The organism is Georgenia sp. M64 (genome assembly GCF_038049925.1).
GTDB lineage: Bacteria > Actinomycetota > Actinomycetes > Actinomycetales > Actinomycetaceae > Georgenia.
Window position 1 is genome coordinate 2,243,989 of sequence record NZ_CP145809.1, and the last position, 25,421, is coordinate 2,269,409.

Sequence of the window (25,421 nt, forward strand, 5' to 3'; positions counted from 1 at the left end):
CCCGGGGGCGGCGCCCTTCGTCCTTCCCGGACGCCACTGCTGCGGTCTCATCGCACCGGCACGTCGAAGGGCCTCCCGCCGTCCCGCGCCGCCGTTGCCACGACGGCCCGGTAGTGCTCGAGCAGCGCGTCGCCGAGGGCCTCCCACGACCGAGGTAGGACCCGGCGGCGCCCCGCCTCGCCCATGCGTGCGCGCATCGCGGGGTCGGCGGCGAGGACCCGCACCGCTCGGGTGAGGGCGCCGTCGTCCTCCGGGGCGTAGAGGTAGCCGGTCTCCCCCTCGGCGACGACGTCCAGGGGCCCGCCTGCGGCCGGCGCGACGACCGGCACGCCGGAGGCCATCGCCTCCTGGAGCGTCTGCCCGAAGGTCTCGTGTGTGCCGGTGTGGACGAAGACGTCCAGCGCGGCGTAGGCGTCGGCGAGCTCGTCGCCGTCGAGACGGCCGAGGAACGTCGTGGCCGTCCCCCGCAGCAGTCGCTCGAGCAAGGGCCGCGAGGGCCCGTCACCGACGACCACCAGGCGCACCCCCGCCAGCGTCGCCACACCCCTGAGCCTCTCCACGCGCTTCTCCGGCGCCAGCCGTCCCACGTAGCCGACGACGGCGGTGCCGGCCGGTGCGCCCTCGAGGACGGACGCACGCACCGCCCGTGTCCCCGGTGCCGCCCGCCGGCTCGGGTGGAAGGTCGCGGCGTCGACGCCGCGTCCCCACAGGGCGCACCGCGCCACGGCGTTGTCGGCGAGGTCGGCGAGGCTGGCCTCGGAGGGGGCGAGGGTGAGGTCGGCCTGGGAGTGCACATGGCGCAGCCAGCGCCGGATCCCGGGCGCCGTCGCGGACAGGCCGTGCTTGCGCGCGAAACCGGCGACGTCGGTCTGGAAGACCGCCACGGTGGGGATGCGCCGGCGTCGTGCGGCGGTGATCGCCTGGGCGCCGAGACCGAAGGGCGAGGCGGCGTGGAGGACGTCGGGCCTGAAGCCGTCCAGGACCCCGGCCAGCTGGACGCTGGGCAGGCCCGCCCGGAAGCCGCGGTAGCTGACCGCGGGCACGGCGACGACGGGGAAGCCGGCGTACGTCGGCGGCGCCGGGGCGGGGCACACGACGACGGCCTGGTGCCCGCGGGCGGCCAGGTGGTCCAGCACCCGGAGGACCGAGGTGGTCACCCCGTTGGCCGACGGGAGGAACGACTCGGTGACGATGGCGACGCGCACGGGCCCACCGTCCCGCGACGCGGTGGCCGGCCGTCGTCTGCCGCGGGTGTGTCCGGTGTCGCGCCGGTGAACGCTTCGCGGCGGGAGCTCGCCGGCCCGGGATCGGCCGGCCCGCGACGGCGTCTCAGTCCTCCAGGGTGAGGCCGCGCTGCTCCTTGAGGAGGAGCGAGCCGCCCGCGGCGAGGAGGAACGCTGCGGCGAAGACGGTGAAGATCAGCCAGATCCCGCCGGACCGGTCGAGGAGCGGCACGGACAGCGGCGCGAGGATCGACGCGATCCGGCCGAACCCGGCGGCCCAGCCCGCCCCGGTCCCACGTACGGCCGTGGGGTACATCTCCGGCGTCACGGCGTAGAGCGACCCCCACGCCCCGAGGGCGAAGAAGGACAGCAGGCACCCGGCCGTCACGACCCCGGCGGGGGTCGTCGCCGTGGCGAAGAGGAACGAGGCCCCGGCCGCGCCGGTGAGGAACGCCGCGAGGGTGGGCCGACGGCCCCACGCCTCGATGAGGAAGGCGGCGAGCGCGTACCCGGGCAGCTGAGCCGCGGTGATGACGACCGTGTACTCGAAGGAGCGGACCATGCCCAGCCCGGAGGCGACGAGGAGCGTGGGCAGCCAGGTGAAGGCGCCGTAGTAGGCGAAGTTGAGGAAGAACCACACGATCCAGAGCCCCGCCGTGCGCACGCGCAGCGGCCTGGCCCACAACGTGCGCAGCCGCACCCCGACCGGGCCGGCGGTCGCGGGGCCCGTCCGGGCCGGCGCACCCGTCGGGCTGGTCGGGCCCGCACCCGCAGGGCTCGTGTGACCCGCACCCGCTGGACCCGCCGGACCGGCCGGACCCACACCCGCTGGACCCGCCGGATCGGCCGGACCCGCACCCGCGGTACCCGCCGGACCCGCACCCGCGGCCGTGGCGCCCTGGGAGAACACCGGCCTGGCGTCCTCGAACCGGCGGACGGCGTCCTCGGCCTCGGCGGCCCGGCCCCGCGACTCGAGGAACCGGACCGACTCGGGGATCGCCCGGCGCACGTACAGGGCGTAGAGGGCGGGCACCGCGCCGAGGGCCAGGGCCCAGCGCCAGCCGTCGTCGGACGCCGAGACGACGAAGTAGCCGATGAGTGCCGCCGCGAGCCAGCCCACCGCCCAGAACGCCTCGAGGATGACCACCAGACGGCCGCGGATCCTCGCCGGGGCGTACTCGCTGACCAGGGTGGATGCGACGGGCAGCTCCGAGCCGAGCCCGAGACCGACGACGAAGCGCAGGGCGAGGAGGGCCGCGAGCGAGGTCACCAGCGCCGACGCACCGGTGGCGAGCCCGTAGACGAGGAGGGTCAGGGCGAAGACGTTGCGGCGTCCGACCCGGTCCGCGAGCAGACCGCCGAGGGAGGCGCCCAGGGCCATCCCGACGAAGCCGATGGAGCCGACGAGGCTCAGCTGGGTGGGGTTGAGGCCCCACTGCACCGACAGCGCGGCCATGACGAAGGAGATGAGTCCGACGTCCATGGCGTCGAGCGCCCACCCGATGCCCGACCCGACGAGCAGGCGCCGGTGCTCGGTCGTGAAGGGCAGCCGGTCGAGCCGCTGCGAACGGCTGAGGCCGCCGGTGTCCCGCGCGGTCGTCGCGGCCGCTTCGTCCATGAGGGTTCCCATCACGGCGGCACACGGCCACCTGCTCGTCGAGCCGCCTGGTGGGCGGCGGGGGCCGGGCGCCGCGGGCGCCGGTCGTCCTCCAGGTTAGACCCTGTGCGAGCACAAGGCCGCGGACGCCCGCTGTCCGACCCCCTCAGCGGTGCGCGGCGGCGATGCGCAGAACCGCGCGCTCGACGGCGAACACCGGGTCGCGGCCCAGCCCCTTGACCTCGGCGTCGGCCGCGGCGACCGCGGTGATCGCTGCGGCGAGCCCCTCCGGGGTCCAGCCGTCGAGCTCGCGCCGAGCCCGGTCCACCTGCCACGGCGCGAGCCCGAGGTCGCCCACCGACACCCCGGTCCGGCCGCGGGTGGCGGCGACCTTGGCCAGCGTGCGCAGCTTCATCGCCAGGGCCGCGACCACGGGGACCGGGCCCGTGCCGGTGGCGACGGCGTGCCGCAGCAGGGCGACCGCCTCCCCCGCCCGCCCCGCGACGGCGGCGTCGGCGACGCGGAAGCCGGTCGCCTCGACGCGCCCGCCGTAGTAGCGCAGCACGACATCGGTGGTGACGGTGCCGGTGGTGTCGGCGACGAGCTGGGCGGTCGCCGCACCGAGCTCGCGCAGGTCCGTCCCGACGGCCTCGACGAGCGCCTGGACGGCGTCTGGCTCGATGCGCCGGCGAGCCCGTCGGAAGTCGGTGCGGACGAGGTCGGCCTTGTCGGCGTCGCGCTTGACCGGGTCGCACGCCACCACGGGGTGTCCGGCCGCGGCGACGGCGTCGAGCAGCTTCTTCCCGCGCGTGCCGCCGCGGTGCCGCAGGACGAGCCAGACGTCGTCCGGCACCGCCTGGAGGTAGGCGAGCGCGTCGTCGAGGAACGGGTCGGACATCGACTCGAGCCCCTCGACGACGACGCACCGCGGCTCGCCGAACAACGACGGGCTGGCAAGCATCTCGAGCTGCCCGCGCTCGTACGCGGCGGCGTCGACCGTGGTGACCTCCACCTCCGGGTCGGCCTCCTTCGCCAGCTCGAGGAGCCGGTCCACCGCCCGGTCGGCGAGGAGCCCCTCCGTGCCCCGCACGAGCACGACACGGGCCAGCGCGACCTGGTCCCAGGTGAGCACGGCGGGCTTGCGGCGGGTGGGGGGCACTCCCCTAGCCTGCCACCTCCTGCGGGTGTCCAGGACGGCCGTTCACCGGCACCGGGAGACGGTGGCGAGGTCCGGCCCGCGACGGACGAGGGCGATCTCTCCGCAGGTGTCGGTGCGCAGCACCACCGAGCCGGTCCGCGCGTACAGCTCCAGGGCCGAGGCCGCCGGGTGGCCGTAGTCGTTGCCCGCCCCGACGCTGACCACCGTCAGGCGCGGTCGCAGGGCCGCGGCGAGGCCGGCGTCCTGTCGCGCCGACCCGTGGTGCGCCATCACCACGACGTCGACGGCACCGCCACGGGCCCCGGCGAGCCGGCCGCGCACACCGGCCTGCCCCGCCAGCTCGACGTCACCGAGGGCGACGACGTCGGCGCCGGGTGCCGTGAGCCGGAGCACGAGGGAGAGGTCGTTGACGCCGTCGCCGCCCGGGGACCGGGCGACCGCCGCGGGGGTGGGCCACAGGACCTGCCAGTCCACCTCTCCCGCCCTGCCCCGGTCCGCCGGCCCGGCGGCCCGGCCCCCGGGCGCCACCGGCACCTCGTGCGTGACCGGGCGGGACACGGGCACGCCCGCGTCGGCCAGCAGGGTGAGCGTGTCGCGGACCCCGGGGGCGGGCTCGGGGCCCGGCCCGAGGACCGCCGCGGTGACCTCGGCGGCGGCGAGCACCTCCGCCAGGCCGCCGACGTGGTCGGCGTGCGCGTGGGTGAGCACGAGCAGGTCGACCCGGCCGACGTCCGCGGCGCCGAGGCAGTCACCCGCGGCACCCCCGTCGGGCCCGGTGTCGATCATGACGGCGGCATCGTCCCCCGAGCGCAGGAGGAACGCGGCCCCCTGGCCCACGTCGCACTGGATCGCCACCCAGCCGCGCGGGGGCCACCCGTCGGGCAGGGCGGCGACGAGGTCGTCACGCCAGGGCAGGACCAGCAGCGCCGGCACCACCACCGCCACGACCACCACCGGGCGCAGCCAGGCCGCGCGCGGGCCGGCCCGTGCGAGCACCCCCACCCCCGCCGCCGTGGCGACGGCGAGCGCGAGCACGCCCGGGCCCCCGGCGGGCCACGGCACCTGCGCGGCGGGCAGACCGGCGAAGGTCTGCGCGACGGTGGCGATCCACCAGGTGAAGGCCGCCGCCGCCGTGACGAGGACGCTCGCGGCGGTCGGCCAGACCGGGCCCAGGAGGGTGGCCGCCACCCCGAGGACGGTCGCCGGTGGCACCGCCACGGCGGCGAGGAGGTTGGCCGGGACGGCGTAGAGGGCGACGGCGGGTGTGAGCAGGACGACGACCGGTCCGCACGCCGCCTGTGCCGCTGCCGGCACCGCGATGCCCACGGCCAGCCAGCGCGGCACCACGTGGCTCAGCCACGAGGCCCATGGCCGGGCCAGCAGGACGAGGCCGCCGGTGGCGAGGACGGACAGGGCGAACCCGTACTCACGCGCCAGCCAGGGGTCGAGCAGGATGAGGCCGACGACGGCACCGGCGAGCGCGGGAAGGGCCCGGGACGGGCGTCCGAGCAGCAGCGCGACCAGGACGACCGCTCCCATCGCCGCGGACCGCAGGACGCTCGCCTCGGGCCGCACGAGCAGCACGAACGCCGCCAGGGCAACGGCCCCGACGACGGCGCGACCCCGGCGCGGCAGCCATGCGGTCGAGCCGAGCACCGCGCCGAGGAGGATCGCGACGTGCGCACCGGAGACGGCGGTGAGGTGGGTCAGGCCGGTGGCGCGCATGTCCTCCTCGAGCGCCGTGGGCAGGGCACGGTCGTCACCGACCGCGATCCCTGGCACCAGGCCCCGCGCCTGCGGGGAGAGGTCGGCCGTCACCGCGCGCAGCCGGCCGCGCATGGCGTTGACCACGCGCAGCGTGGCCGGGGGTGGGTCCGTCACGTCAGGGGGGTCACCGGCGAGGAGCAGGGCCACGGCACGCTCGCCCGGTTCGGTGGCCGCGAGGGTGGCGCGCACGCGCACACGCTCCCCCAGCGTGACGTCGCCCCACGTGGCCGGTCCGAGGAGCACCACCGGCGCGGACGCACCCGAGCGTTCGCCACGGCCGGCGACGCTCTCCAGGTCGAGCTGGACCCGGACCCGGGGCGCCGCCTCCCACTCGCGGGCACGCCCGAGGGGCTCCGGCTCGCTCGCCACGCGGCCGGTGACGACGACGGACGCGCCGCGGGAGGTGAGGTCGGCGAGGTGGCCGCCCTGGCGGTGGTGGAGCTGGGCGGCGGTGCTCAGGAGCACGGCCGCGACGACGCCCGTCACCAGCAGGGCGGCCGCGGACGGTGACGTCACCGCGCTGCGGCGGTGCCGGCCCGGCTGCGGCCGTGCGCGGCGGGTGGCGCCGATCACCGCGCCCGTCACGAGGGCGAGCCCGAGCGCGGCGGCCGCTGCGAGCGCGACGGCGTCCGCCGGCTGGGCGACCGCTACCCAGGCGGCCGCCCACGCCCCGACGGCCGGGAGGACCGCCCGCGCGTCGACGGTGCGGACGTCCTGCGCGCTGCGCGGCACGGGCGGGCCGCTCACACGCTCACCAGCTCCCGCAGCCGCTCCATGGTCGTCGGACCGATGCCGGAGACCGCGTCGAGGTCGTCGACGGTTCCGAACGGCCCGTTGGTCTCGCGCCACTGGAGGATCCGCTCGGCGAGCGCCGGGCCGATACCGGGGAGGGCGTCGAGCTCGGCGGCGGTGGCCGTGTTGAGGTCGACCGGCGACGGCGCAGCCGGAGCGTCGGCACCGGAACCGGAGGAGAGCCCGGGGGCCGGGCCGGCCTGGCTGCCGGGCACGCCCTGCCCCTGGACGGGCACGAACACCTGCTCGCCGTCGACGAGCGGGCGCGCGAGGTTGACGGCGGCGAGCTCCGCGTCCGGGGACGCTCCGCCGGCAGCCTCCACCGCCTCACCCACCCGCGCGCCGGCGGGGAGCTCGACCACACCCGGCCGGGCCACGGCGCCCGCCACGTGGACGACGAGGGGCGTCGCGGCAGCGGTCGTACCCCGCACGTCCGCCGCGTCCGGCTCGTCCGTCAGGCCCTCGCCCGGCACTCCGCCCGCGCCGTCGTCGCGCGGCGCGCCGGTTCCGTCGCCGCGGGGCTCACCGGTCCCGCCGTCGGCGCCCGCCGGTCCGCCGCCCGGCACGGACGCGGCCGCCCGGTCCGCCGGTGGGAGCGGGACGGGCTCGCCGGGGCGGCCGGCCCATGCCCACGCGGCCACGGCGAGGGCCACGACGAGCACGACGACCACCGCGGCGACCGCCGCCCGTACGGGCGGCGCCCAGCGCCAGCGGCTGCGGCGGTGGTCGGTCTCCGGGTCCACCTCGAGGTGCCCGGCCGTCGCCGTGTAGGCGGCCCGGGTCAGCCGGTGCAGGCGCTCGCCGCGGCCACGGTCCATGACGACGATGCTCCGGCCCGGGACCGCCATCGACCCGCACGGGCGAGGACGGTGTGCACGGCGGCGTCCCGCCGCCGGATGTGGAGGAGCGGCGCGGCGTCGCCGGGCGCGGCGCCGGGCCCGCCGTTCGGGGACGACGGGCCCGGTGGTCGATGCCTTCCGGGTTGCTGCGGGAGGGGCGGGCTGCCCCTCGCGCGGTTACGGGAAGAGCGGGGCGCCGTCGGGAAGCTCGACGCTGGGTGTGTACGTCCCGCTGGTGAGGTTGTCGTAGTTGGCGCCGGCGAGCTGGCACAGGGCCGTCTCGTCGATGTCGCCGAGCTGGGCGGCGGTCACGGTCGCCTTGACGTCGCCGTCGAGGTCGACGGTGCTGTCCACGAGCTCCTCGGTCGTGGTGTTGCAGGTGATGACGATGAGCCGGTAGAGCGCGACGTTGACGAACGTGGGCGGCGTCGTCGGTCCGTTCGTGTCCTCGAGGGTCAGGTCGACGGTCTCGACGTCCGGGTCGGGCTCGTAGCCCTCCGGGAACGGCGCGATCTCGTCGATGGTGTAGCGCCCGAGACGCAGGTGCTCGAGGAGGAACTCACCGACGTCGGGATCGGCGTCGGCCGCGGAGTTGTCCAGGACGGTGACGCACACGTCGGTGATGTCGTCGAACGTGTCGGGGTCCGTCGAGGTGTTGAGGTTGTGCGTGCGGCACACCTGGAAGGTCGCGCCGGCGAGGCGGGCACCGGCGTCGTCGTTCTTGAGCCAGGTGAGGCTGCCGTCGCGGAACTCCTTGACGGCACCGTCGGAGCTCGAGCCCGTCCCGTTCGTGCTGCGGGTGAGGGTGTCGCTGCCCTCGGTTGCGGTGATGGTCAGGGTCACCGTCGCGGTGCCCGTCACGGTCCCCGCGGTGGCCGAGGTGAAGACGACGACGCACTGGCCGTTCGCGTCGAGGTTGTCGCCCGTCTCGTCGCAGCTGCTCGCGGTGGCGTCGACGGTGTTCACGGCGCCGGAGGCGTCGGTGAGGGTGACGTCGACGTGCCCCTCGGTGGCGGCGACGAAGCCATTGCCGTCGCCGAGGTTCTTCTCGACGTCGACCGTGAACGTGTGCGACTCACCGATGGAGTTGATGTCGTCGGGCTCGATGGTGATCTTCGCGTCGACGAACCGCTTGACGGCGTCGGGGTTCTCCCCCGGGTCCGAGCCGGTCTCGACGTCGATCGTCTCGTCGCCGACGGCGATGCTCGCCGACGCGTGGCCGGTGACGGTCCCCGCGGTCGTGGAGGTGAAGGTGATGGTGCAGGTGCCACCGATGGTGCCGGTGGTGGAGCAGGTGTCCGCCGTGACCGTCACGGGGTTGGCCGCTGTCACGGAGTGGGTGAGGGTGACGTCCACCAGGGTGCCGTCGTCGGCCGGGGCCGACTCGCCCGCGAACGTCTTGCTCGCGGTCACGGTGAAGGTGTGGCTCTCGCCCACGTCGTTGACGGCGCTCGGTGCGATGGAGATGTCGGCACCGCACAGCGGGAAGGACCCGTGCACGAGGTCCTTGAGGACCGCGTTGACCTCGAAGGAGGACCGGGTCTCGGCGAGGAAGTTGGTGAAGCAGGGCACCGTGCCGTCGAAGACGGCGCTGAGGTTGATGCCGCCCTCGAAGAACGCGCCGGTGGGGATGTCGCGCACCCCGCCCTTGCCGACGTAGTTCCACGGGACGCCCGCGTCGGGGATCGGCGCGGTGTTGACGTTGGCGCAGACCTCGTCGTCGGCGGCGACGTCGTCGCAGTCCGCGGGTGTGCCGTCGGCGCCGCCGACGAGGGTGAGCAGGGTGCCGCCGCCCTCGTCGCCGCCGGTGCCGACCCACTCGAGCACCTTGATGGTGACGGCGGTGCCGCCCTGGTCGAACTCGCTCAGGACGAGGAGGTCACCGACCTGGTGCTCGCCGCTGAAGGTGCTCGTGCTGCCGAGCGGGACGCCCGGGACGGGTGCGACGTCGTCCTGGAAGAACCAGAAGCCGACGTCGGCCGAGCCCTGGACCGCGTAGCGGTCGAGCCCGAAGTAGACGTAGGTGTCCCCGCCGAGGGTGTAGGCGGAGGCGTAGGCGTTGGTGATGTCGTCCTTGTCCGGGACGCTGCCGTTCTTGTGCTTCCAGCCGGGGATGTCGAGGTCGTCCTTGGACCCGCCGCCGGTGAAGATCGACTGCGGCGCGGGGTCGGGCACGATCCCGGTGGTGGCGAAGGCGTTGCTGTCGCCGTCGAAGAGGGTCGACCAGTCCTCGCCGGTGACCGCTGCGTCGTCCATGATGTTCGCGTCGAGCTCGAAGAGGTCGGCGTCGTGCACGGCCGCGACGGGTGCTGCGAGCAGCGCCCCGCCCAGGCCGGCGAGGGCCAGCGCACCGGCTCCGGACGCGGCGACCGCTCGCCGCAGGCTCCTCCGCCTCACGCGCGCGGACACGGGTAGCCCCTCTCCGCGAACGCCGCGCGACACGCGGCTCCTGCTGGGGTGTGACCGGTGCTTCTCCCTTGGTGCATGGTGGTGACTCCCTCTCTCAGGACGCCCCCGAGAGGGCGCCATGTGGTGCCCTGCCACCCGGCGCACCGCGTGGGTCCGTGACCCCGGCCGGCTGCGTTGCCGGCCCCACGGGCAGCCGCGGCGCCGTGCCGCAGGACTCCCCCCGGTGCGACCGTAGGACCGCGACGACCGGCCGCGACATCGGCAACTCACCCGACGCCGTGAGCCACGATCGCCCTAGGGTCGCCGTAGGGTCATCTCCTCACCCTGCACCCCGGTCGCTCTCACCCCCGTTTCGGGTGGTGTTCACCCACGTCGGGGCTCCCGCAGCGGAGTGGTCGCGGCCTAGCATGCCGCCATGGCGAGCGTCGTGGGGGCGCACGCCCGTGCTGTCGCTCTGGCGTCGGGAGACGAGCTGCGGCGGGAGCTGGGGCGAGTTCTCGCGCGCCTCGGCCTGGAGCTGGTGTGCGCGTCGTCGGCGACCGAGGTCATGCGCCTCAGGGGCGACGCGCCCGCCGTGGCCGTTCTCGAGGTCGAGGCCGGCGCGTTCATGGTGTGCCGGCACCTCCACGACCGGTTCGGGGAGTCGCTCCCCGTCATCATGGTCTCGGCCACCCGGACCGAGCCCCAGGACCGCGTGGCGGGGTTCCTCGTGGGCGCCGACGACTACCTCACCGTGCCGCTCGACTCCGACGAGGCCCTGTGCCGGGTGCGGCGGTCCCTGCTGCGCGGCGCCCGGCGGTCCGTTTCCGTCCCGGGCCTCGCGGCCCTCACCCAGCGGGAGGCCGAGGTGCTCGATCTGCTGGTGGCGGGATACACGCAGAAGCAGATCGCCACCCGCCTGGACATCTCCGGCAAGACGGTGGGCACCCACATCCAGCACCTGCTGACCAAGCTGGACCTCCACAGCAGGACGGACGCCATCGCCCTGGCGATCCGGGCGGGGCTGACCCCGCAGGCACCGGCGCCCCGACGTCAAGGGATCGTCTCGCTCAGCGCGTAGGGCGTGGAAGGATCACGGTCATGGCCGACGACCTGACCACCGCCGATCTCGCCCAGCTCAGGGCCGACGCCGCCCAGGCCGCTGCGGAGGCGGCCGAGGCACGGGCGGTCGCCGCCCAGGCGGCGCTCGACGCCGCGCTCGCTGCGGCCGGGCACGCCGCGGCGGCCTCCCCGGGCGGAGGCCCGGACCCGGCCACCGCCACGCCCCCGGCCCCGGCTGACGAGCCGCGACCACCTGACCCGCTGCCCAAGGCCGCCGAGCCGCAACCTGGGGACGACGCGCCGGCGCCCGCGCCGGACGGCGCGCCCGGGCACTCTCCCGACCTGGCCGGCTACGCCGCCGAGGTGGCCGCCGGGTACACCTTCGAGGGCCCGACGCTCGCGGTCGGTGCGCTCGTCACGGACGACGGCGCCGTCCCCGGGGCGCAGGTGCGTCTGCCGCTGGGGATGCTCAACCGGCACGGCCTGGTCGCCGGCGCCACCGGGACCGGCAAGACCCGCACCCTCCAGGTGCTCGGCGAGGGCCTCTCCGACGCCGGCGTGCCGGTCTTCCTCACCGACATCAAGGGCGACCTCTCCGGAATCCTCGAGCCCGGCGAGGCGAGTGAGAAGCTCCTCGAGCGCACGCGCCGCATCGGCCAGGACTGGTCCCCGACGTCCTACCCGGTCGAGCTGCTCTCCCTCGGCGGGGTCGGCCGAGGTGTGCCGATCCGCACGACGGTGACCGACTTCGGCCCGCTCCTCCTCGCCAAGGTGCTGGGCCTGAACGACACGCAGGAGTCCAGCCTGCAGCTGATCTTCCACTGGGCCGACGCCCAGGGCCTCGCCCTGCTCGACCTCAAGGACCTCCGCTCGACCGTCGCCTACCTCACCAGCGAGGAAGGCAAGCCCGAGCTGCGCGAGATCGGCGGGATCTCCTCCGCCACCGCCGGCGTCATCCTCCGTGAGATCTCCGCGCTCCAGGCGCAGGGCGCCGACGTCTTCTTCGGCGAGCCTGCGTTCGACACCGCCGACCTGCTCCGCACCGCGGCCGACGGCCGCGGTGTCGTCTCGGCCCTGCAGCTGCCCGACCTGCAGGACCGCCCCGGCCTCTTCTCCACCTTCGTCATGTGGCTCCTGGCGGACCTCTTCGGTTCGCTGCCGGAGGTCGGCGACCTCGACCGGCCGCGGCTGGTGTTCTTCTTCGACGAGGCGCACCTGCTCTTCGCCGACGCCTCGGCCGAGTTCCTCAAGCAGGTCACCCAGACCGTCCGGCTCATCCGGTCCAAGGGCGTGGGGATCTTCTTCGTCACGCAGACGCCCAAGGACATCCCCGAGGACGTCCTGGCCCAGCTCGGCGCCCGGGTCCAGCACGCCCTGCGGGCCTTCACCCCCAAGGACGCCGACGCCCTGCGCGCCACGGCGCGCACCTTCCCCACCTCCCCCTACGACCTCGAGGAGCTCCTCACCACGCTGGGCACCGGCGAGGCGGTCGTGACCGTCCTGTCCGAGAAGGGCGCACCGACCCCGGTGGCGGCCACCCGGCTGCGCGCGCCCCGCGCCTCGATGGAGCCGGCCACGACGGCGGCGATGGAGTCCGCGGTGGCCGCGTCACCCCTGCTGGCGCGGTACGGCGCCGCGGTGGACAACGAGTCCGCCCACGAGCTCCTCACGACCCGGGTGGCGCAGCAGGAGGCCGCCGCGCAGGCCGCGGCCGCCCGGGCGGAGGCGGACCGCCTCGCCGCGGAGCAGCGCAAGGAGGCCGAGCGTGAGGCGAAGGAGCGCGACCGGGAGCTGGCGAAGCTGCAGGCGGAGATCGAGCGCGAGGAGAAGAAGGCCCGGGAGGCCGCCGAGCGCGCCGCCCGGCGCCGCGGCAGCGCCTTCGACTCGTTCCTCCGCTCAGCGGGTACCCAGCTGGGCCGGGAGATCACCCGCTCGATCCTGGGCACCCGTCGCCGCTGATCGGCCCGCCGCCGGCTCGGCCGGACGTCCCCGCCTCGACGGGCCCGCCCCGCCCGGGGCGTGCGGCTCGGGTCAGGCGCGCCGGTAGACGACGTCGGTGACGAGCTGGCGCCGCTCCCCCGGGGCGAGCGCGAGCTCGTCCGCCTGGTCGGCGCGGTTGAGCGCGTCGGTGAGCAGCTGGCAGGGCTCGACGGCGATCGAGCCGCGCGGGTCGCGCTCGAGGGCGTCCCCGGTGAACACGTGGACCACGCGGGCCTGGAAGGGCTCCTGCTCGACGGTGAGCGTGTCGCCGGTGCGGGGCGAGCGCACGACCGTGGCCACGACACCGTCGTCGTCGGGGACGAGGTTGGTGAAGGCGTCGTCGAGGGCGGCCTGGCCCAGCGGCGCGAACCGCACGGGCGCCGCCGTCCCGGCGTAGGCCTGCTCCCCCGCGAGCGGGATGAGGGTGGGGTCGGTGAGGACGCGGGCTCGCGCCGGGATGCTCAGCTCGAGCTCGTCGACGCTCGCGTGCCCCGGAAGGCGCAGGTAGGGGTGCCAGCCGAGAGCCACCGGCGCGGCGGTCTCGCCGATGTTCCGCGCCACGAGCTCCAGGCCGAGCCGGGCCTCGCCGAACGAGCCGATGCCCAGGGAGTAGGTGGCGGTGACCTCGACCGAGAACGGGTACCCAGGGTTGAGATCGGGGGTGATCGTGGCGGTCAGACGCAGGGTGCGGTCGGAGTCCGTCGCCCCTGCGACGGCCCGGCGCCACGGCACGTCGGTGAGCAGGCCGTGGAGGGCCTCGCGGGTGCCGTCGGCGTCGGCGCCGAGGTCGTGGGAGGTCCCGGCGAAGGTGTACCGGGCGTCGCGGACCCGGTTCGACCACGGGGCCAGGACGGCGCCGCGGTACCCGTCGCGCTCGGCGAGCTCGGCTGCGCTGCGGTAGCCGTCGTGCAGGTCGGCCGGGGCACCGTCCGGGCCCGGCACCTGCCAGCGCAGGAGCGTCGCGCCCGTCTCCGCCACCTCCAGGAGCGCACCGTCGGGGTGGATCAGCACCCAGGTGGTCTGCCCGTCGAGGTCCCCGCGGGTCACCGCGGCGCGGGTGACGGAACTGGTCTCCATGCTTGCTCCTGCTCTCGTACGTCGTCTGGCCCTCAGCATGACCGATCGGCGCCGCCCGCGCGGGAGTGTCCACGTCGCGGCCCGGGTCCGGCACCGCCGGGGAGCCGGGCGGGGTCAGCTGGCGGGCACCACGTTGACGAGCCGGGGCGCGCGCACGACGACCGTGCGGATGTCCTTGCCGCCCAGCGCCCGGGTCACCGCCGGGCTCGCCAGCGCCAGCTCCCGCAGGTCGTCCTCCCCGATGGAGACGGGCACCTCGAGCCGGTCGCGGACCTTGCCCGCCACCTGCACGACGCACGTGGTCGTCTCCTCCACCAGCAGGGCGGGATCCGCCGTCGGGAAGGGCTCACGGGCCAGGGAGGTCGTGTGACCGAGGCGGGACCACAGCTCCTCGGCGATGTGCGGCGCCACCGGGGCGACCATGAGGACCAGCGGCTCGATCGCCTCGCGGGGCACCTGCGCCAGGCCAGTGAGGTGGTTGTTGAGCACGATCATGCGCGCGATGGCGGTGTTGACGCGCATCGCGGACATCTCGGTCTCGACCTCGGCGACCGTGCGCGCGACGAGACGCCGGGTGGCCTCGTCGGCACCGGTGTCGACGACGGTCGTCTCGCCGGTGACCTCGTCGACGACGTTGCGCCACAGCCGCTGGAGGAACCGCTGCGACCCGACGACGGCGCGGGTGTCCCACGGCCGGGAGTCCGCCAGCGGGCCCATGGACATCTCGTAGACGCGGAAGGTGTCCGCGCCGTACGTGGCATACATGTCGTCGGGGGTGACGATGTTCTTGAGGGACTTGCCCATCTTCCCGTACTCGCGGAAGACCTCCTGGCCCTGCCAGGTGAAGGTCGGCTCGCCGTCCGCGTCTGCGGACTCCTCGACCTCGTCGGCCGGCACGTACTGCCCCCGGGCGTCGGCGTAGGCGTAGGCCTGGATGTAGCCCTGGTTGAACAGCCTGTGGAACGGCTCCGAGCTCGAGACGTGGCCGAGGTCGAACAGGACCTTGTGCCAGAACCGGGCGTAGAGCAGGTGGAGGACGGCGTGCTCGACCCCGCCGACGTACAGGTCCGCACCGCCGGAGACGTTGGCGGCCACGGCGGTGCCGTCGGCGGCGGTCGTCGCCGGTCGCGGGCCCATCCAGTACCGCTCGATCTCGGGGTCGACCAGGGCCTGGTCGTTGCGCGGGTCGAGGTAGCGCAGCTCGTACCAGCACGACCCCGCCCAGTTGGGCATGGTGTTGGTGTCGCGGGTGTAGGTGCGCGGGCCGTCGCCCAGGTCGAGCTCGACGCGCACCCAGTCGGTGGCGCGGCCCAGCGGGGGCTCGGGCGAGGACAGCGCGTCGTCGGGCTCGAAGGTGCGCGGGGAGTAGTCCGGCACCTCGGGCAGGTCCACGGGCAGCATCGACTCGGGCAGGGCGTGCGCGCGGCCCTCGTCGTCGTAGACCACGGGGAAGGGCTCGCCCCAGTAGCGCTGCCGGGAGAACAGCCAGTCCCGCAGCCGGTACGTCGTGGCGCCACGCCCCACGCCGTTCTCCTCGAGCCAGGCGATGGTCCTGTCCTTGGCGGTCGCCACGTCCAGCCCGTCGAGGCTGAGGGACCCGCCCGAGGAGTTCACGACCGTGCCGTCGCCGGAGTAGGCGCCGCCCTCGAAGCCCTCGGGCGGGGCGACGGTGTGGATCACGGGCAGCTCGTACGCCTGGGCGAAGGCGAAGTCGCGCTCGTCGCCGCCGGGGACGGCCATGATCGCGCCGGTGCCGTAGCCCATGAGGACGTAGTCGGCGACGAACAGCGGCACCTCGGCGCCGTTGACGGGGTTCGTGGCGAGGATGCCCGTGAACACGCCGGTCTTGGGGCGCTCGGGGTCCTGGCGCTCGACGTCGGTCTTCGCGGCGGCGGCCTCCTGGTACGCCTGCACCGCCGTCCGCGGGTCGGCGGCGCCGCCGGTCCAGACGTCCTTGGTGCCCGCCGGCCACGCGGCCGGCACGGCGCCGTCGTGGAGCAGCGGGTGCTCGGGCGAGACCACCATGAAGGTGGCGCCGAAGAGCGTGTCCGGCCGGGTGGTGAACACGGTCAGCGGCTCGTCGGTGCCGGGCACGGCGAAGTCGACGTGCGCGCCCGTGGATCGGCCGATCCAGTTCCGCTGCATCGAACGGACCTTCTCCGGCCAGTCGATCGTGTCGAGGTCGTCGACGAGGCGGTCCGCGTAGGCGGTGATCCGCATGTTCCACTGGCGCAGGCTGCGCTTGAACACCGGGTAGTTGCCGCGCTCGGAGCGGCCGTCGGCCGTGACCTCCTCGTTGGCCAGGACGGTGCCCAGCCCGGGGCACCAGTTCACCGGTGCCTCGGTGATGTAGGCCAGGCGGAAGGAGTCGACCACGTCGGCCCGCTCACCCGGGGAGATCTCGTCCCAGGGGCGACCGTCCGGGGTGGGCCGGGTGCCAGCGGCCAGCTCCGCCTCGAGCTCGGCGACCGGCCGGGCCCGCCCGGTCCCGCCGTCGGCCCGGGGGGCGTCGGCGTCGTAGAAGGAGCCGTAGATCTGCAGGAAGATCCACTGCGTCCAGCGCACGTAGTCGGGGTCCGTGGTGGCGAACGTGCGGCGCTGGTCGTGGCCCAGGCCCAGGCGCCGCAGCTGGCGGCGCATGTTGACGATGTTCTCCTCGGTGGTCACGCGGGGGTGCTGACCGGTCTGCACGGCGAACTGCTCGGCCGGCAGGCCGAACGCGTCGTAGCCGAGGGTGTGCAGGACGTTCTTGCCCTTCATGCGGTGGTAGCGCCCCACGACGTCCGTGGCGATGTAGCCCAGCGGGTGGCCCACGTGCAGGCCCTTGCCCGATGGGTAGGGGAACATGTCGAGGAGGTAGAACTTCTCCCCGGCCGCGTCGCCGGCGAGGTCGCCGGTGGGGTTGTCGGCGTGGAAGGTGCCGAGCTCGTCCCAGCGGTCCTGCCACCGCTCCTCGATCGTCCCCGCCAGGGCGGCGGTGTAGCGGTGGGGGGTCTGCGCCCCGGGTGCGTCGTCGTGCTGGCTCATCGTCCCTCGTCCTTCGTGGCTCCTGACATGACAAGACCTCCCGGTCACGGGAGGTCAGCCGCGCTGAGGCGGCGCCTGGGCGCCGCCGGGGTCAGCGCGGCCGCGTCAGGAGCACCACGGTCGTCATGGGCCCAGGCTATCGCAGCCCGGCGGAGGCCCCGCGGGCGCGGCTCAGGGACGCCGGCCGGTGCCCCGGGTGGTGGGCCGGGAGGCTCCTCGGCGGCGGCCGTCGCGGCGCTCGGGGTGCTCGGCGGGGCGGGCGGGGTGCTCGAGCCGGTCGCTGCCGGCGGAGCCGTGGTGCAGCTCGGCGTGCTCGGGCTCCTCGGCGGCCCGGCCGCGGATGCGGACCCGGGCGCGGATGCGCAGCACGACCGCTCCGGCCACCGCGGAGATCACCGACGCGAGGATGACCGCGAACTTGGCGTGGTCGCCCTCGGTGGTCGCCCCGAACGAGAGCTCGGCGATGAGGAGGGAGACCGTGAAACCGATCCCGGCGAGCATGCTCACCCCGGCGAGGTCGGGCAGGTCCACGCCGTTGCCCAGGCGGAGCCGGGTCGTCCGGACGAGCAGGGCCACCCCGCCCCAGATGCCCAAGGGCTTGCCGAGGACGAGGCCGGCCATGACGCCGATGGAGATGGGGTCGCCGAGGACCTCGCCGAGACCGCCCGAGTCGACGACCGACACCCCGGCGGCGAAGAACGCGAACAGCGGGAGGACGAGACCGGCCGACCACGGCTGGACCCGGTCCACGAAGGCGTGGGTCATCGACTCGCGCTCGCCGCCGCGGGTGCGGGCGGGCACGCTCATGCCCAGGAGGACGCCGGCGACGGTGGCGTGCACGCCGGCCTCGTGCATGAGCACCCAGGCGACGAGCGCCACCGGCACGAGCACCCACCAGGCGTGCACCCGGCGCTGGACGAGGACGGCGAACACGGCGATGGCCGCCAGGGCCCCGGCGAGGGGCAGGAAGTGGATCTCCTCGGTGTAGAACACCGCGATGACGGTGATGGCGAGGAGGTCGTCGACGACGGCCAGCGTCATGAGGAAGACCCGCACCGCGGGCGGCAGGCCCCGGCCGAAGATGCCGAGCAGTGCGAGCGCGAAGGCGATGTCGGTGGCGGTGGGGATGGCCCAGCCGCGTCCGCCGCCGGAGTCGGTGAAGGCCTGGACGCCGGCGTAGATGAGCGCGGGCACGGCCATGCCCAGCACCGCCGCGAGCATGGGCAGCAGGGCCTGGGAGAACTTGCGCAGCGACCCGGTCACGAACTCGGTCTTGAGCTCCAGGCCGACGACGAAGAAGAAGATCGCGAGCAGGCCGTCGGCCGCCCACGAGCCGAGGGAGAGGTCGAGGTGCAGCGCCGCCGGTCCGACGACCGTCCCGGTGAGGGCGTGGTAGCTCTCGCGCCACGGGGAGTTCGCCCACACGAGCGCGACCACCGCGCCGAGGAGGAGGAGCGCACCGCCGAAGCGCTCGTCCTGAAGACGCGCCCTCAGGCCGCGGCGGTCGTGCGGGTGGAGCGTGGGGACGTGGTGCTGGACTCCGGGCACGGGTGGGTCCCTTCCTGGTGGGTCGGCGAGAGAGTCGCCGACCAGACTTCCCGGCACACCGCCGTTCAGGTTACGTGAGGGGCGGGACGCCCGCACGCCCGTCCCGCTGGGCGGCCCGGAGCCGGGTGGTGAGCGCGGTGAGGGTGCGCAGCTCCTCCGCGCTGAGCGCCCCGCCCACGTGCGAGGCGATCGAGCGCACGTGGCGGCGTCCGATGGTCCGCTGCATCTGCGCCCCCGCCTCCGTGAGCGAGACCAGCACGCCGCGGCCGTCGTCGGGCGCGGGCTCGCGCGCCAGCAGGCCGCGCTCGACGAGCCGGTCGACCATCCGGCTGAGACTGGGCTGGCTGAGGAAGACCTCCTCGTTGAGGTCCCGCAGCCGCATCCGTGACCCGCCCGCCCGGCTGAGCGTGAAGAGCACGTCGTACTCCCGGGCCCGCAGCGGAGCGAAGTCCCCGGCCCGCTCGAAGCGCTTCATGAGCGTGGACTGGGCCCGGAAGAGCGACTCCCACGCCTCCGCGGCCAGCCGCGAGTCCGACGTCGTGCCTGGATCCTCGGTCACTGAGCCCCCTCACGTCTCGATGCGGACGCATGCTCCCACACCCGCGGTGGGCACGGCACGACGCCGAGGACGGCGACGTCGAGGACGTCCTGGTGCGACGTCGCTCGTCGGTACCTCCCGCGCGGCCCCGGACGGCCAGGAACGCGGCCGGCGGCCCACCTGTCGGAGGGTCGCCGGCCGCGCGAGCTGACGGGGCTCGTCCGGGCTAGCCGGCCGTCAGCCCCATGGCGGTCGGGAGCCACATGGAGATGGCCGGGATGAAGACGACCACGAACAGGCCGAGCACCAGCGAGACGAGGAACGGCCAGAGCCTGCTCACCACGGGCTCGATCCGCAGCCCCGCCACCCGGGCACCGACGAACAGCACGTTGCCCACCGGTGGGGTGATCACCCCGAGGGAGAGGTTGAACACGATCATCGTGCCGAAGTGGATCGGGTCGATCCCGAACTCCATGACGATCGGCAGGAAGATCGGCGTGAAGATGAGGATCGCCGGCGTCGGGTCCATGAACGTGCCGACGACGAGGAGGATCACCATCATGAGGACGAGGATCACCGTCGGGCTGCTGGTCAGCCCGAGGACGGCCTCGGAGATCATGTCGGGGATCCGGGCGAACGACATGACGAAGGACAGCGCGGTGGAGACGCCCACGAGGAGCATGACGATCGCCGTCGTGCGGGCCGAGTCGAGCAGGATGCGCGGCAGGTCCCGCACGTGCAGGGCCCGGTAGGCGAACCCGAGGACGAGGCTGTAGACCACGGCGATGGCCGCGGACTCCGTGGCCGTGAAGTACCCGGCCAGGATGCCGCCGACGACGACGACGATCATGAGCATCGACGGGACGGCCTTCCACAGCACGAGGACCGCCTGGGCGAACGTCGGGTGGTCGCTCGAGCGCAGCCGGCCGGGCTGGCGACGGGCGTAGACGTAGACCATCGCCATGACGGCGCCCGCCCACACCAGGCCCGGTCCGACACCGGCCATGAACAGCGCCGCGATCGAGGTGGACGACACGAGCGAGTACACGATGAAGGTGTTGCTCGGCGGGATGAGCATGCCGGCCGGGGCGGAGGCGACGTTGACGGCGGCGGCGAAGGTGCGCTCGTAGCCGTCCTTGCGCATCCGGGGGGTCATGACGGTGCCGACCGCCGCGGCGGCGGCGACGGCCGCGCCGGAGACGGCCCCGAACATGGCGTTCGCCACGACGTTCGTCTGGGCGAGGGAGGCCGGCATGCGCCCGGTGAGCACCTTCGCGGCGTCGATGAGCCGCCCGGCGATGCCGCCGTTGTTCATGAGGACGCCCGCGAGGACGAAGAACGGGATCGCCAGCAGCGGGAAGGAGTTGATGCCCGTGAACATCCGCTGGGCGGAGACGAGCACCGCCTGGTCGGTGCCCAGGAGCACGACGGCCGCGCCGAGCGAGGACAGCCCCACGGTGACGGCGATCGGCACGGAGGCGACGATCCCGAGGATGATGCCGAAGAGCAGGATGAGTCCCGCGATGGTGTTGGTGTCCATCACACGGCCTCCTCGTCGGCTGCCTCGAGGCCGGCGTAGGCCGGCTCGGTGCCCCGGGCGATCCCCTGGAGGTGGTAGATCGCGTAGAACGCGACGAACAGCCCCGAGATCGGCAGGGCGAGGTACATCTGACCGATGGTGAACGGCAGCGCGCTGAGGTTCTGCCCCATCGCGCCCTGGGCGGCCCGCCACCCGCCCCAGACCAGCACCACCACCGCGAAGATGATGATGAGGACCTGGACGGCCATGGCGATGACCCGCTCCACCTTCTCGGGGAAGAGCCGGACGACGAACTCGACCGCGATGTGGCCGCGCTCGCCGAAGACGTACGCGGCGGCGAACAGGCCGAGCCAGACGAACGTCTGACGGGCGAGCTCCTCGGACCACGTGCTGGGGTTGCCGACGACCTGGCGGGAGAAGACCTGCCAGACCACGACGAGGACCAGCACGGCGAAGAGTGTCACGGAGATCGTGGCGAGGACCTTGTCGAGGGCCTTCTTGAGGGTGGTCACGGGTAGCACCTCCTTTCAGTGGGTGACGGGCCGCGGGGGGTCACTCGGCGGCGGCGCGGGCGGCGTCGTAGAGGGCCTGCTGGCTCTCGGAGGTGATGAACTCCTCGGCGAGGGGCTCGAGGACCTCGGTGAAGGCGGCCTCGTCGACCTCGGTGAACGTCGCGCCGCCGGCCTCGGCGTTGGCGATGGCGTCCTCGGTGGCGGTGGCCCAGAGCTCGGTGTGCTCCTCGTGGGCGGCGGTCCACTCGGCGTCGAAGACCTCGCGGTCCTCCTCCGACATCTCGGCGAGGAGGTCGGTGTTGATGATGAGGTAGTCCAGCCCGACGAGGTGGTTGGTGTAGGACCAGTACGGGGCGACCTCGTAGTGCTTCTGGGTCCAGAACGAGACCTCGTTGTTCTCGGCGGCGTCAACGACACCGGACTGCAGGCCGGTGTAGAGCTCGCCGAAGGCCATCGGGGTGGCGGAGGCGCCCATGGCCTCGGCCATCGCGATGTGCAGGTCGGACTCCTGCACGCGCAGCTTCTTCCCGGCCAGGTCCGCCGGGGTCTCGACCGGGGCGTCGGTGGTGTAGACGCTGCGGGCGCCCTGGGTGAAGCCGCCCAGGACGGTGACGTTGTTGGACTCCTCGAGGGAGGCGTACAGGTCGCCGACGATCTCCTCGTCGTGCACGACCGACATCTGGTGCTCGACGTCGTCGAAGACCTTGGGCAGGTTGAAGACGAGGAAGTCCTCGTTGAGGTTCTCCAGCTGGGTGCCCGAGACGATCGCCATGTCGACCGAGCCGTCGGAGACGAGCTGGAGGGCCTCGGCCTGCGCGCCGAGGGTCTCGTTGGGGTAGACGTCGATGCTGTAGCGGCCCTCCGTGGCCTCCTCGAGGCGCTGGCCGAAGTTGTCCAGGGCGATGTAGGAGGGGTGCTCCTCGGTCTGGTTCAGGGCCAGGCGCAAGGTGGCGCCGCCACCGTTGCCGCCGGCCGCGGCGGTCTCGCCGTCGCCGGTCGTCTCGCCACCACCGCAGGCGGCGAGGGTCAGCGCGGTGGCGGTGGCCAGGGCGGCCATCGTGAGGGTCTTCGTGCGCATCATGGGTGTTCCTCTTCTGCTCAGCGATGAGCGTTCGGTGTGAAGCGGGCCCGGGGGGCCGGGATGTCGCGGTGGTGAGGCGTCCGTGCCGTCCGGCGCCGGCCTCTGGCTGGGCGCCACCCCCGGTGAGGTGGGGACGCCCTGATTCACCCACACGGCCGAATCGAGCGGCAATCAGTTGCCACTCCTTGCCTTGGGCCCACTCGGGCGCGGCAAGAGACGACAACCCGACGGGCGCGCGGACGCACCGGAGGGCACGGGTCTTCCCCGCGCTCTCCGATGCGTCCGGCGTGGCCGGTCGTTCAGGACCGGGCGGCCAGGATCTCCTCGGCCCGCTCGGTGACGGCGGCCACCAGCTCGTCGTCGGGCAGCAGGTCCGGACCGAGCAGCCGCAGGAGGGCACGCACGGCGTCGGCCACGTCGCCCTGCGCGGCCGCGACGACCTCCGCCTCGCGGGTGTCCTTGACCGGGGCGCCGTGCCCCTGCAGGTGCAGGACCCAGGCGGCGAGGGCGCGCACCGGTCCCGCGGGCAGCCGGCCGGCCGCGCGCTCGAGGCGCAGCGCCGGCAGGATCCGGACGGGGACCTTCTGTGAGCCGTCCGCGGCGATCTGTGCGAGGAGGTGGCGCACCCGAGGGTTGGAGTAGCGGTCCAGCAGGGCGGCGCGGTACCGGGCGACGTCGTCGGCGGGCACGCTCAGGTGTTCCCCCGCCACGTCCCACCAGTCCTCGACCCAGCCCCGGACGACGGGCTCGGCGATGGCGTCGGCGACGGTCTCGTGCCCGAGGATCGTCGCGGCGTAGGCCATGAGCGAGTGCGAGCCGTTGAGCATCCAGAGCTTGCGCTGCTCGAAGGGGTGCACGTCGTCGACGACCTTCACGCCGGCCTTCTCCCAGGCCGGCCGGCCGGCGGGGAACTCCCCGGAGACGACCCACTCGCTGAAGGGCTCGGTGGGCACCGGGGAGACGTCGTCGTAGCCCTGGCTCTCGCGCACGGCGGCGCGCTCGGCGTCGGTCGTCGCCGGCGTGATCCGGTCGACCATGGAGGTCGCCCAGGAGACGTTCTCGTCCATCCAGCCGGTGAGGGTGGGGTCCACCAGCTCGGCGAGCTCGACGACGACGCCGCGGAACGTGGGGCCGTTGTCCGGGAGGTTGTCGCAGGGCAGCACGGTGATCGCGCCGGCCCCCGCCGCGCGGCGGGCGAGGAACCCGGCCACGAGCCGGGCCGGGGTCGTGCGCACGGCACCGGCCGGGTCTTCCCTCAGCGTCGCCACGTCCGACGAGACGTCCGGGTCGTCGGCGGCCAGGTGGCCGTCGGACCCGCGCATGTAGCCCGCCTCGGTGACGGTGGTGGTGACGATCGCCGTCTGCGGGGCGCGCAGGTAGTCCAGGAAGGCGGCGGTGTCCGTCGCCGGGTGGACGGCGGAGAGCGTGCTGATGATCTCGAAGGAGTCCCCGTCGGCGTGGCGGGTGATGAGCGTGTAGAGCCCGTCCTGGGGGCCCAGCGCCTCGGCGGTGTCGGGGCGCCGGCCGGTGAAGGCTGCGATCCCCCACTCCCCCGCGTCCGGGGCGTGCTCGGTGTACCAGGCCTGGTGGGCGCGGGTGAAGTTGCCGACGCCGAGGTGCACGATCCGCACCGGCGCCGCGGGCCGGCCGTGGTGGCGGCGGCTGAGTCGTTCGGTGCTCACAGCTTGAACGCCTTCCTGGGCTGGGTGACGACGAGGTCGTAGGCGCTGTCGAGCGCCTCGGCCATGGTGAGCCGGTGGTCCGCGACGAGCTCGGCGAGGAAGGCCGAGTCGATCCGCCGGTTCATGTCGTGCCGGGCAGGGATCGAGAGGAAGGCGCGGGTGTCGTCGATGAAGCCCGACGTGCGGCTGAACCCGGCGGAGCCGGTGATCGAGCGGCGGTAGCGCTTGATGCCCTCGGCCTCGTCGATGAACCACCACGGGGCCCCGACGTAGACCGAGGGGTAGAAGCCCGCCAGGGGGGCGAGCTCGCGCGAGTAGACCGTCTCGTCGATGGTGAAGAGCACCAGCTGGAAGTTCGGCGCCGTGCCGAAGGCGGAGAGCACAGGCTTGAGCGCCTGGGAGAACTCCACGGCCATCGGGATGTCGGCACCGACGTCGGCACCGTGGGCGTCCAGGGTCGGCGTGTGGTGGTTGCGCACGACACCCGGGTGCATGGTCATCACCAGACCGTCCTCGGAGGCCATACGGGCCTGCTCGAAGACGAAGTGGCGGCGCAGCGTGTCGCCCTCCGCCGGGGTGATCTCGCCCGCGCGGGCCCGGGCGTACAGGCGCTGCGCCTCGCCGTCGTCGAGCTGCTCGGCGCGGGCGTCGCGGTGGGAGTGGTCCGAGGAGACGGCCCCGTGCGCCTTGAAGTACGCGCGGCGGTTCTCCATCGCCTCGACCCAGCCGGGGTAGCTCCCGGTGTCGACCCCGGTGACCTGGCCCAGGGTGTCGATCAGTGTGTTCCACGCGGGCGTGGCGGGCTCGAGGTACTTGTCGGGCCGGAAGGTCGGGGCCACGACCCCGGTCCAGCTCTCGTCGGCGGCGAGCTTGGCGTGGTGGCGAAGGTCGTCGGCCGGGTCGTCCGTGGTGGCGAGGAACTCGATGCCGAAGCGCTGGTACAGGGCGCGGGGACGGAACTCGGGGGTGGCGATGGCGGCGGTGATGCGGTCGTAGATCTCGTCGGCCGTCCGAGCCGAGGGGACGAGGTCGATGCCGAACACGTCGGAGAGCACCGACTCGAACCAGAACTTCATCGGCGTGCCGCGGTAGACCTTCCAGTGCTCGCACAGCAGGTGGAAGGCCCGACGACCCTGCTCGGGGGTGAGCTCCCGGCCGCCGGCACCGAGGTCGGCGAGGTCGACGCCGGAGGCGTGCAGGAGCCGGTTGATGTAGTGGTCGGGGCTGATGAGGAGGGAGGTCGGATCCGCGAAGGGCTCGTCGTCGGCCAGCCACTGCGGCGGGACGTGCCCGTGCGGGGAGATGATCGGCAGGTCCTTGACGGACTCGTACAGCTCGCGGGCCAGGGGCCGCAGCGTGGGGTCCGCGGGGAGGAGGCGGTCGGGATGGACGTGGAGGACGTCGTCGTCGGTGGTGGTGGCCATGCTGTCATCGTCCTGGCGGCCCCACCGTGCGGCAACGTGTTGCCGGGTGTTGCCAGGCATCCGGGCCGCCACGCCGGTGCGAGCGCGCATGTACGCGCCGAACGAGGAGGAACGGGCGTCCGCGCTCATCCCGCCCGGTGCGCGCTCGCCCGTGAGGTCCTCACTCACCCGTAAGGTCCTCGCTC

At 74.1% G+C, this 25,421-nt stretch carries 17 protein-coding genes; 2 read left to right on the top strand and 15 right to left on the bottom strand.

Annotated features, from left to right (window positions below):
- Window positions 1-47: 47 nt before the first annotated feature.
- The 6 genes from AAEM63_RS10160 to AAEM63_RS10185 form a co-directional block, all read right to left on the bottom strand.
- Window positions 48-1,205 (bottom strand): glycosyltransferase family 1 protein, encoded by a 1,158-nt coding sequence (locus AAEM63_RS10160; protein WP_341358154.1) that lies wholly within the window; start codon window positions 1,203-1,205, stop codon window positions 48-50.
- A 124-nt stretch (window positions 1,206-1,329) separates the two neighbouring features.
- Window positions 1,330-2,841, bottom strand: a complete 1,512-nt coding sequence (locus AAEM63_RS10165; RefSeq protein ID WP_341358155.1) for an MFS transporter — start codon at window positions 2,839-2,841, stop codon at window positions 1,330-1,332.
- A gap of 145 nt (window positions 2,842-2,986) precedes the next feature.
- Window positions 2,987-3,979, bottom strand: coding sequence for a DNA polymerase III subunit delta (holA, locus tag AAEM63_RS10170; protein ID WP_341358156.1), 993 nt, complete (start codon window positions 3,977-3,979; stop codon window positions 2,987-2,989).
- A gap of 42 nt (window positions 3,980-4,021) precedes the next feature.
- Window positions 4,022-6,493: a ComEC/Rec2 family competence protein gene (locus AAEM63_RS10175; RefSeq protein WP_341358157.1), complete on the bottom strand. Its 2,472-nt coding sequence runs from the start codon at window positions 6,491-6,493 to the stop codon at window positions 4,022-4,024.
- Window positions 6,490-7,356 (bottom strand): ComEA family DNA-binding protein, encoded by an 867-nt coding sequence (locus tag AAEM63_RS10180; RefSeq protein WP_341358158.1) that lies wholly within the window; start codon window positions 7,354-7,356, stop codon window positions 6,490-6,492. Before AAEM63_RS10180 ends, AAEM63_RS10175 begins: the two co-directional genes overlap by 4 nt.
- Window positions 7,357-7,554: 198 nt before the next feature.
- Complete coding sequence (locus AAEM63_RS10185) at window positions 7,555-9,786, bottom strand: prealbumin-like fold domain-containing protein (RefSeq protein WP_341358159.1); 2,232 nt, start codon at window positions 9,784-9,786, stop codon at window positions 7,555-7,557.
- A 415-nt stretch (window positions 9,787-10,201) separates the two neighbouring features.
- On the opposite strand from AAEM63_RS10185, the gene AAEM63_RS10190 reads away from it, so the two are divergent.
- The gene (locus AAEM63_RS10190; RefSeq protein ID WP_341358160.1) at window positions 10,202-10,846 is read left to right on the top strand and encodes a response regulator transcription factor; all 645 of its coding nucleotides are present in this window, start codon (window positions 10,202-10,204) and stop codon (window positions 10,844-10,846) included.
- 20 nt (window positions 10,847-10,866) lie between these two features.
- Window positions 10,867-12,786, top strand: coding sequence for a helicase HerA-like domain-containing protein (locus AAEM63_RS10195; protein WP_341358161.1), 1,920 nt, complete (start codon window positions 10,867-10,869; stop codon window positions 12,784-12,786).
- Window positions 12,787-12,858: 72 nt separating this feature from the next.
- Here the strand turns inward: AAEM63_RS10195 and AAEM63_RS10200 are convergent, their stop codons facing one another.
- The 9 genes from AAEM63_RS10200 to uxaC form a co-directional block, all read right to left on the bottom strand.
- Entirely contained in the window at window positions 12,859-13,884 is a 1,026-nt protein-coding gene (locus tag AAEM63_RS10200) for an aldose 1-epimerase (protein ID WP_341358162.1), read from the bottom strand.
- A gap of 114 nt (window positions 13,885-13,998) precedes the next feature.
- The gene (gene leuS, locus AAEM63_RS10205) at window positions 13,999-16,911 is read right to left on the bottom strand and encodes a leucine--tRNA ligase (RefSeq protein ID WP_341358163.1); all 2,913 of its coding nucleotides are present in this window, start codon (window positions 16,909-16,911) and stop codon (window positions 13,999-14,001) included.
- A 171-nt stretch (window positions 16,912-17,082) separates the two neighbouring features.
- Window positions 17,083-18,459: a Na+/H+ antiporter NhaA gene (gene nhaA / locus AAEM63_RS10210; RefSeq protein ID WP_341358164.1), complete on the bottom strand. Its 1,377-nt coding sequence runs from the start codon at window positions 18,457-18,459 to the stop codon at window positions 17,083-17,085.
- Between the two features lie 70 nt (window positions 18,460-18,529).
- Window positions 18,530-19,018: a MarR family transcriptional regulator gene (locus tag AAEM63_RS10215; RefSeq protein WP_341358165.1), complete on the bottom strand. Its 489-nt coding sequence runs from the start codon at window positions 19,016-19,018 to the stop codon at window positions 18,530-18,532.
- Window positions 19,019-19,223: 205 nt separating this feature from the next.
- Window positions 19,224-20,537: a TRAP transporter large permease gene (locus AAEM63_RS10220; RefSeq protein WP_341358166.1), complete on the bottom strand. Its 1,314-nt coding sequence runs from the start codon at window positions 20,535-20,537 to the stop codon at window positions 19,224-19,226.
- Window positions 20,537-21,049, bottom strand: coding sequence for a TRAP transporter small permease (locus AAEM63_RS10225; protein WP_341358167.1), 513 nt, complete (start codon window positions 21,047-21,049; stop codon window positions 20,537-20,539). Before AAEM63_RS10225 ends, AAEM63_RS10220 begins: the two co-directional genes overlap by 1 nt.
- Window positions 21,050-21,089: 40 nt before the next feature.
- On the bottom strand, window positions 21,090-22,130 hold the full coding sequence (locus AAEM63_RS10230) for a TRAP transporter substrate-binding protein (protein WP_341358168.1): 1,041 nt from the start codon (window positions 22,128-22,130) through the stop codon (window positions 21,090-21,092).
- Window positions 22,131-22,429: 299 nt separating this feature from the next.
- Window positions 22,430-23,812, bottom strand: a complete 1,383-nt coding sequence (locus AAEM63_RS10235; protein ID WP_341358169.1) for a mannitol dehydrogenase family protein — start codon at window positions 23,810-23,812, stop codon at window positions 22,430-22,432.
- Window positions 23,809-25,236, bottom strand: a complete 1,428-nt coding sequence (gene uxaC / locus AAEM63_RS10240; protein ID WP_341358170.1) for a glucuronate isomerase — start codon at window positions 25,234-25,236, stop codon at window positions 23,809-23,811. The genes AAEM63_RS10235 and uxaC overlap by 4 nt, the downstream gene beginning before the upstream one ends.
- Window positions 25,237-25,421: the final 185 nt, after the last annotated feature.

Coding starts and splice junctions, on each gene's coding strand:
- AAEM63_RS10180 (WP_341358158.1), bottom strand. CDS start 7,356: ATGGACCGTGGCCGCGGCGAGCGCCTGCACCGGCTGACCCGGGCCGCC.
- AAEM63_RS10230 (WP_341358168.1), bottom strand. CDS start 22,130: ATGATGCGCACGAAGACCCTCACGATGGCCGCCCTGGCCACCGCCACC.
- AAEM63_RS10190 (WP_341358160.1), top strand. CDS start 10,202: ATGGCGAGCGTCGTGGGGGCGCACGCCCGTGCTGTCGCTCTGGCGTCG.
- AAEM63_RS10220 (WP_341358166.1), bottom strand. CDS start 20,537: ATGGACACCAACACCATCGCGGGACTCATCCTGCTCTTCGGCATCATC.
- leuS (WP_341358163.1), bottom strand. CDS start 16,911: ATGAGCCAGCACGACGACGCACCCGGGGCGCAGACCCCCCACCGCTAC.
- AAEM63_RS10165 (WP_341358155.1), bottom strand. CDS start 2,841: ATGGACGAAGCGGCCGCGACGACCGCGCGGGACACCGGCGGCCTCAGC.
- AAEM63_RS10195 (WP_341358161.1), top strand. CDS start 10,867: ATGGCCGACGACCTGACCACCGCCGATCTCGCCCAGCTCAGGGCCGAC.
- uxaC (WP_341358170.1), bottom strand. CDS start 25,236: ATGGCCACCACCACCGACGACGACGTCCTCCACGTCCATCCCGACCGC.
- AAEM63_RS10200 (WP_341358162.1), bottom strand. CDS start 13,884: ATGGAGACCAGTTCCGTCACCCGCGCCGCGGTGACCCGCGGGGACCTC.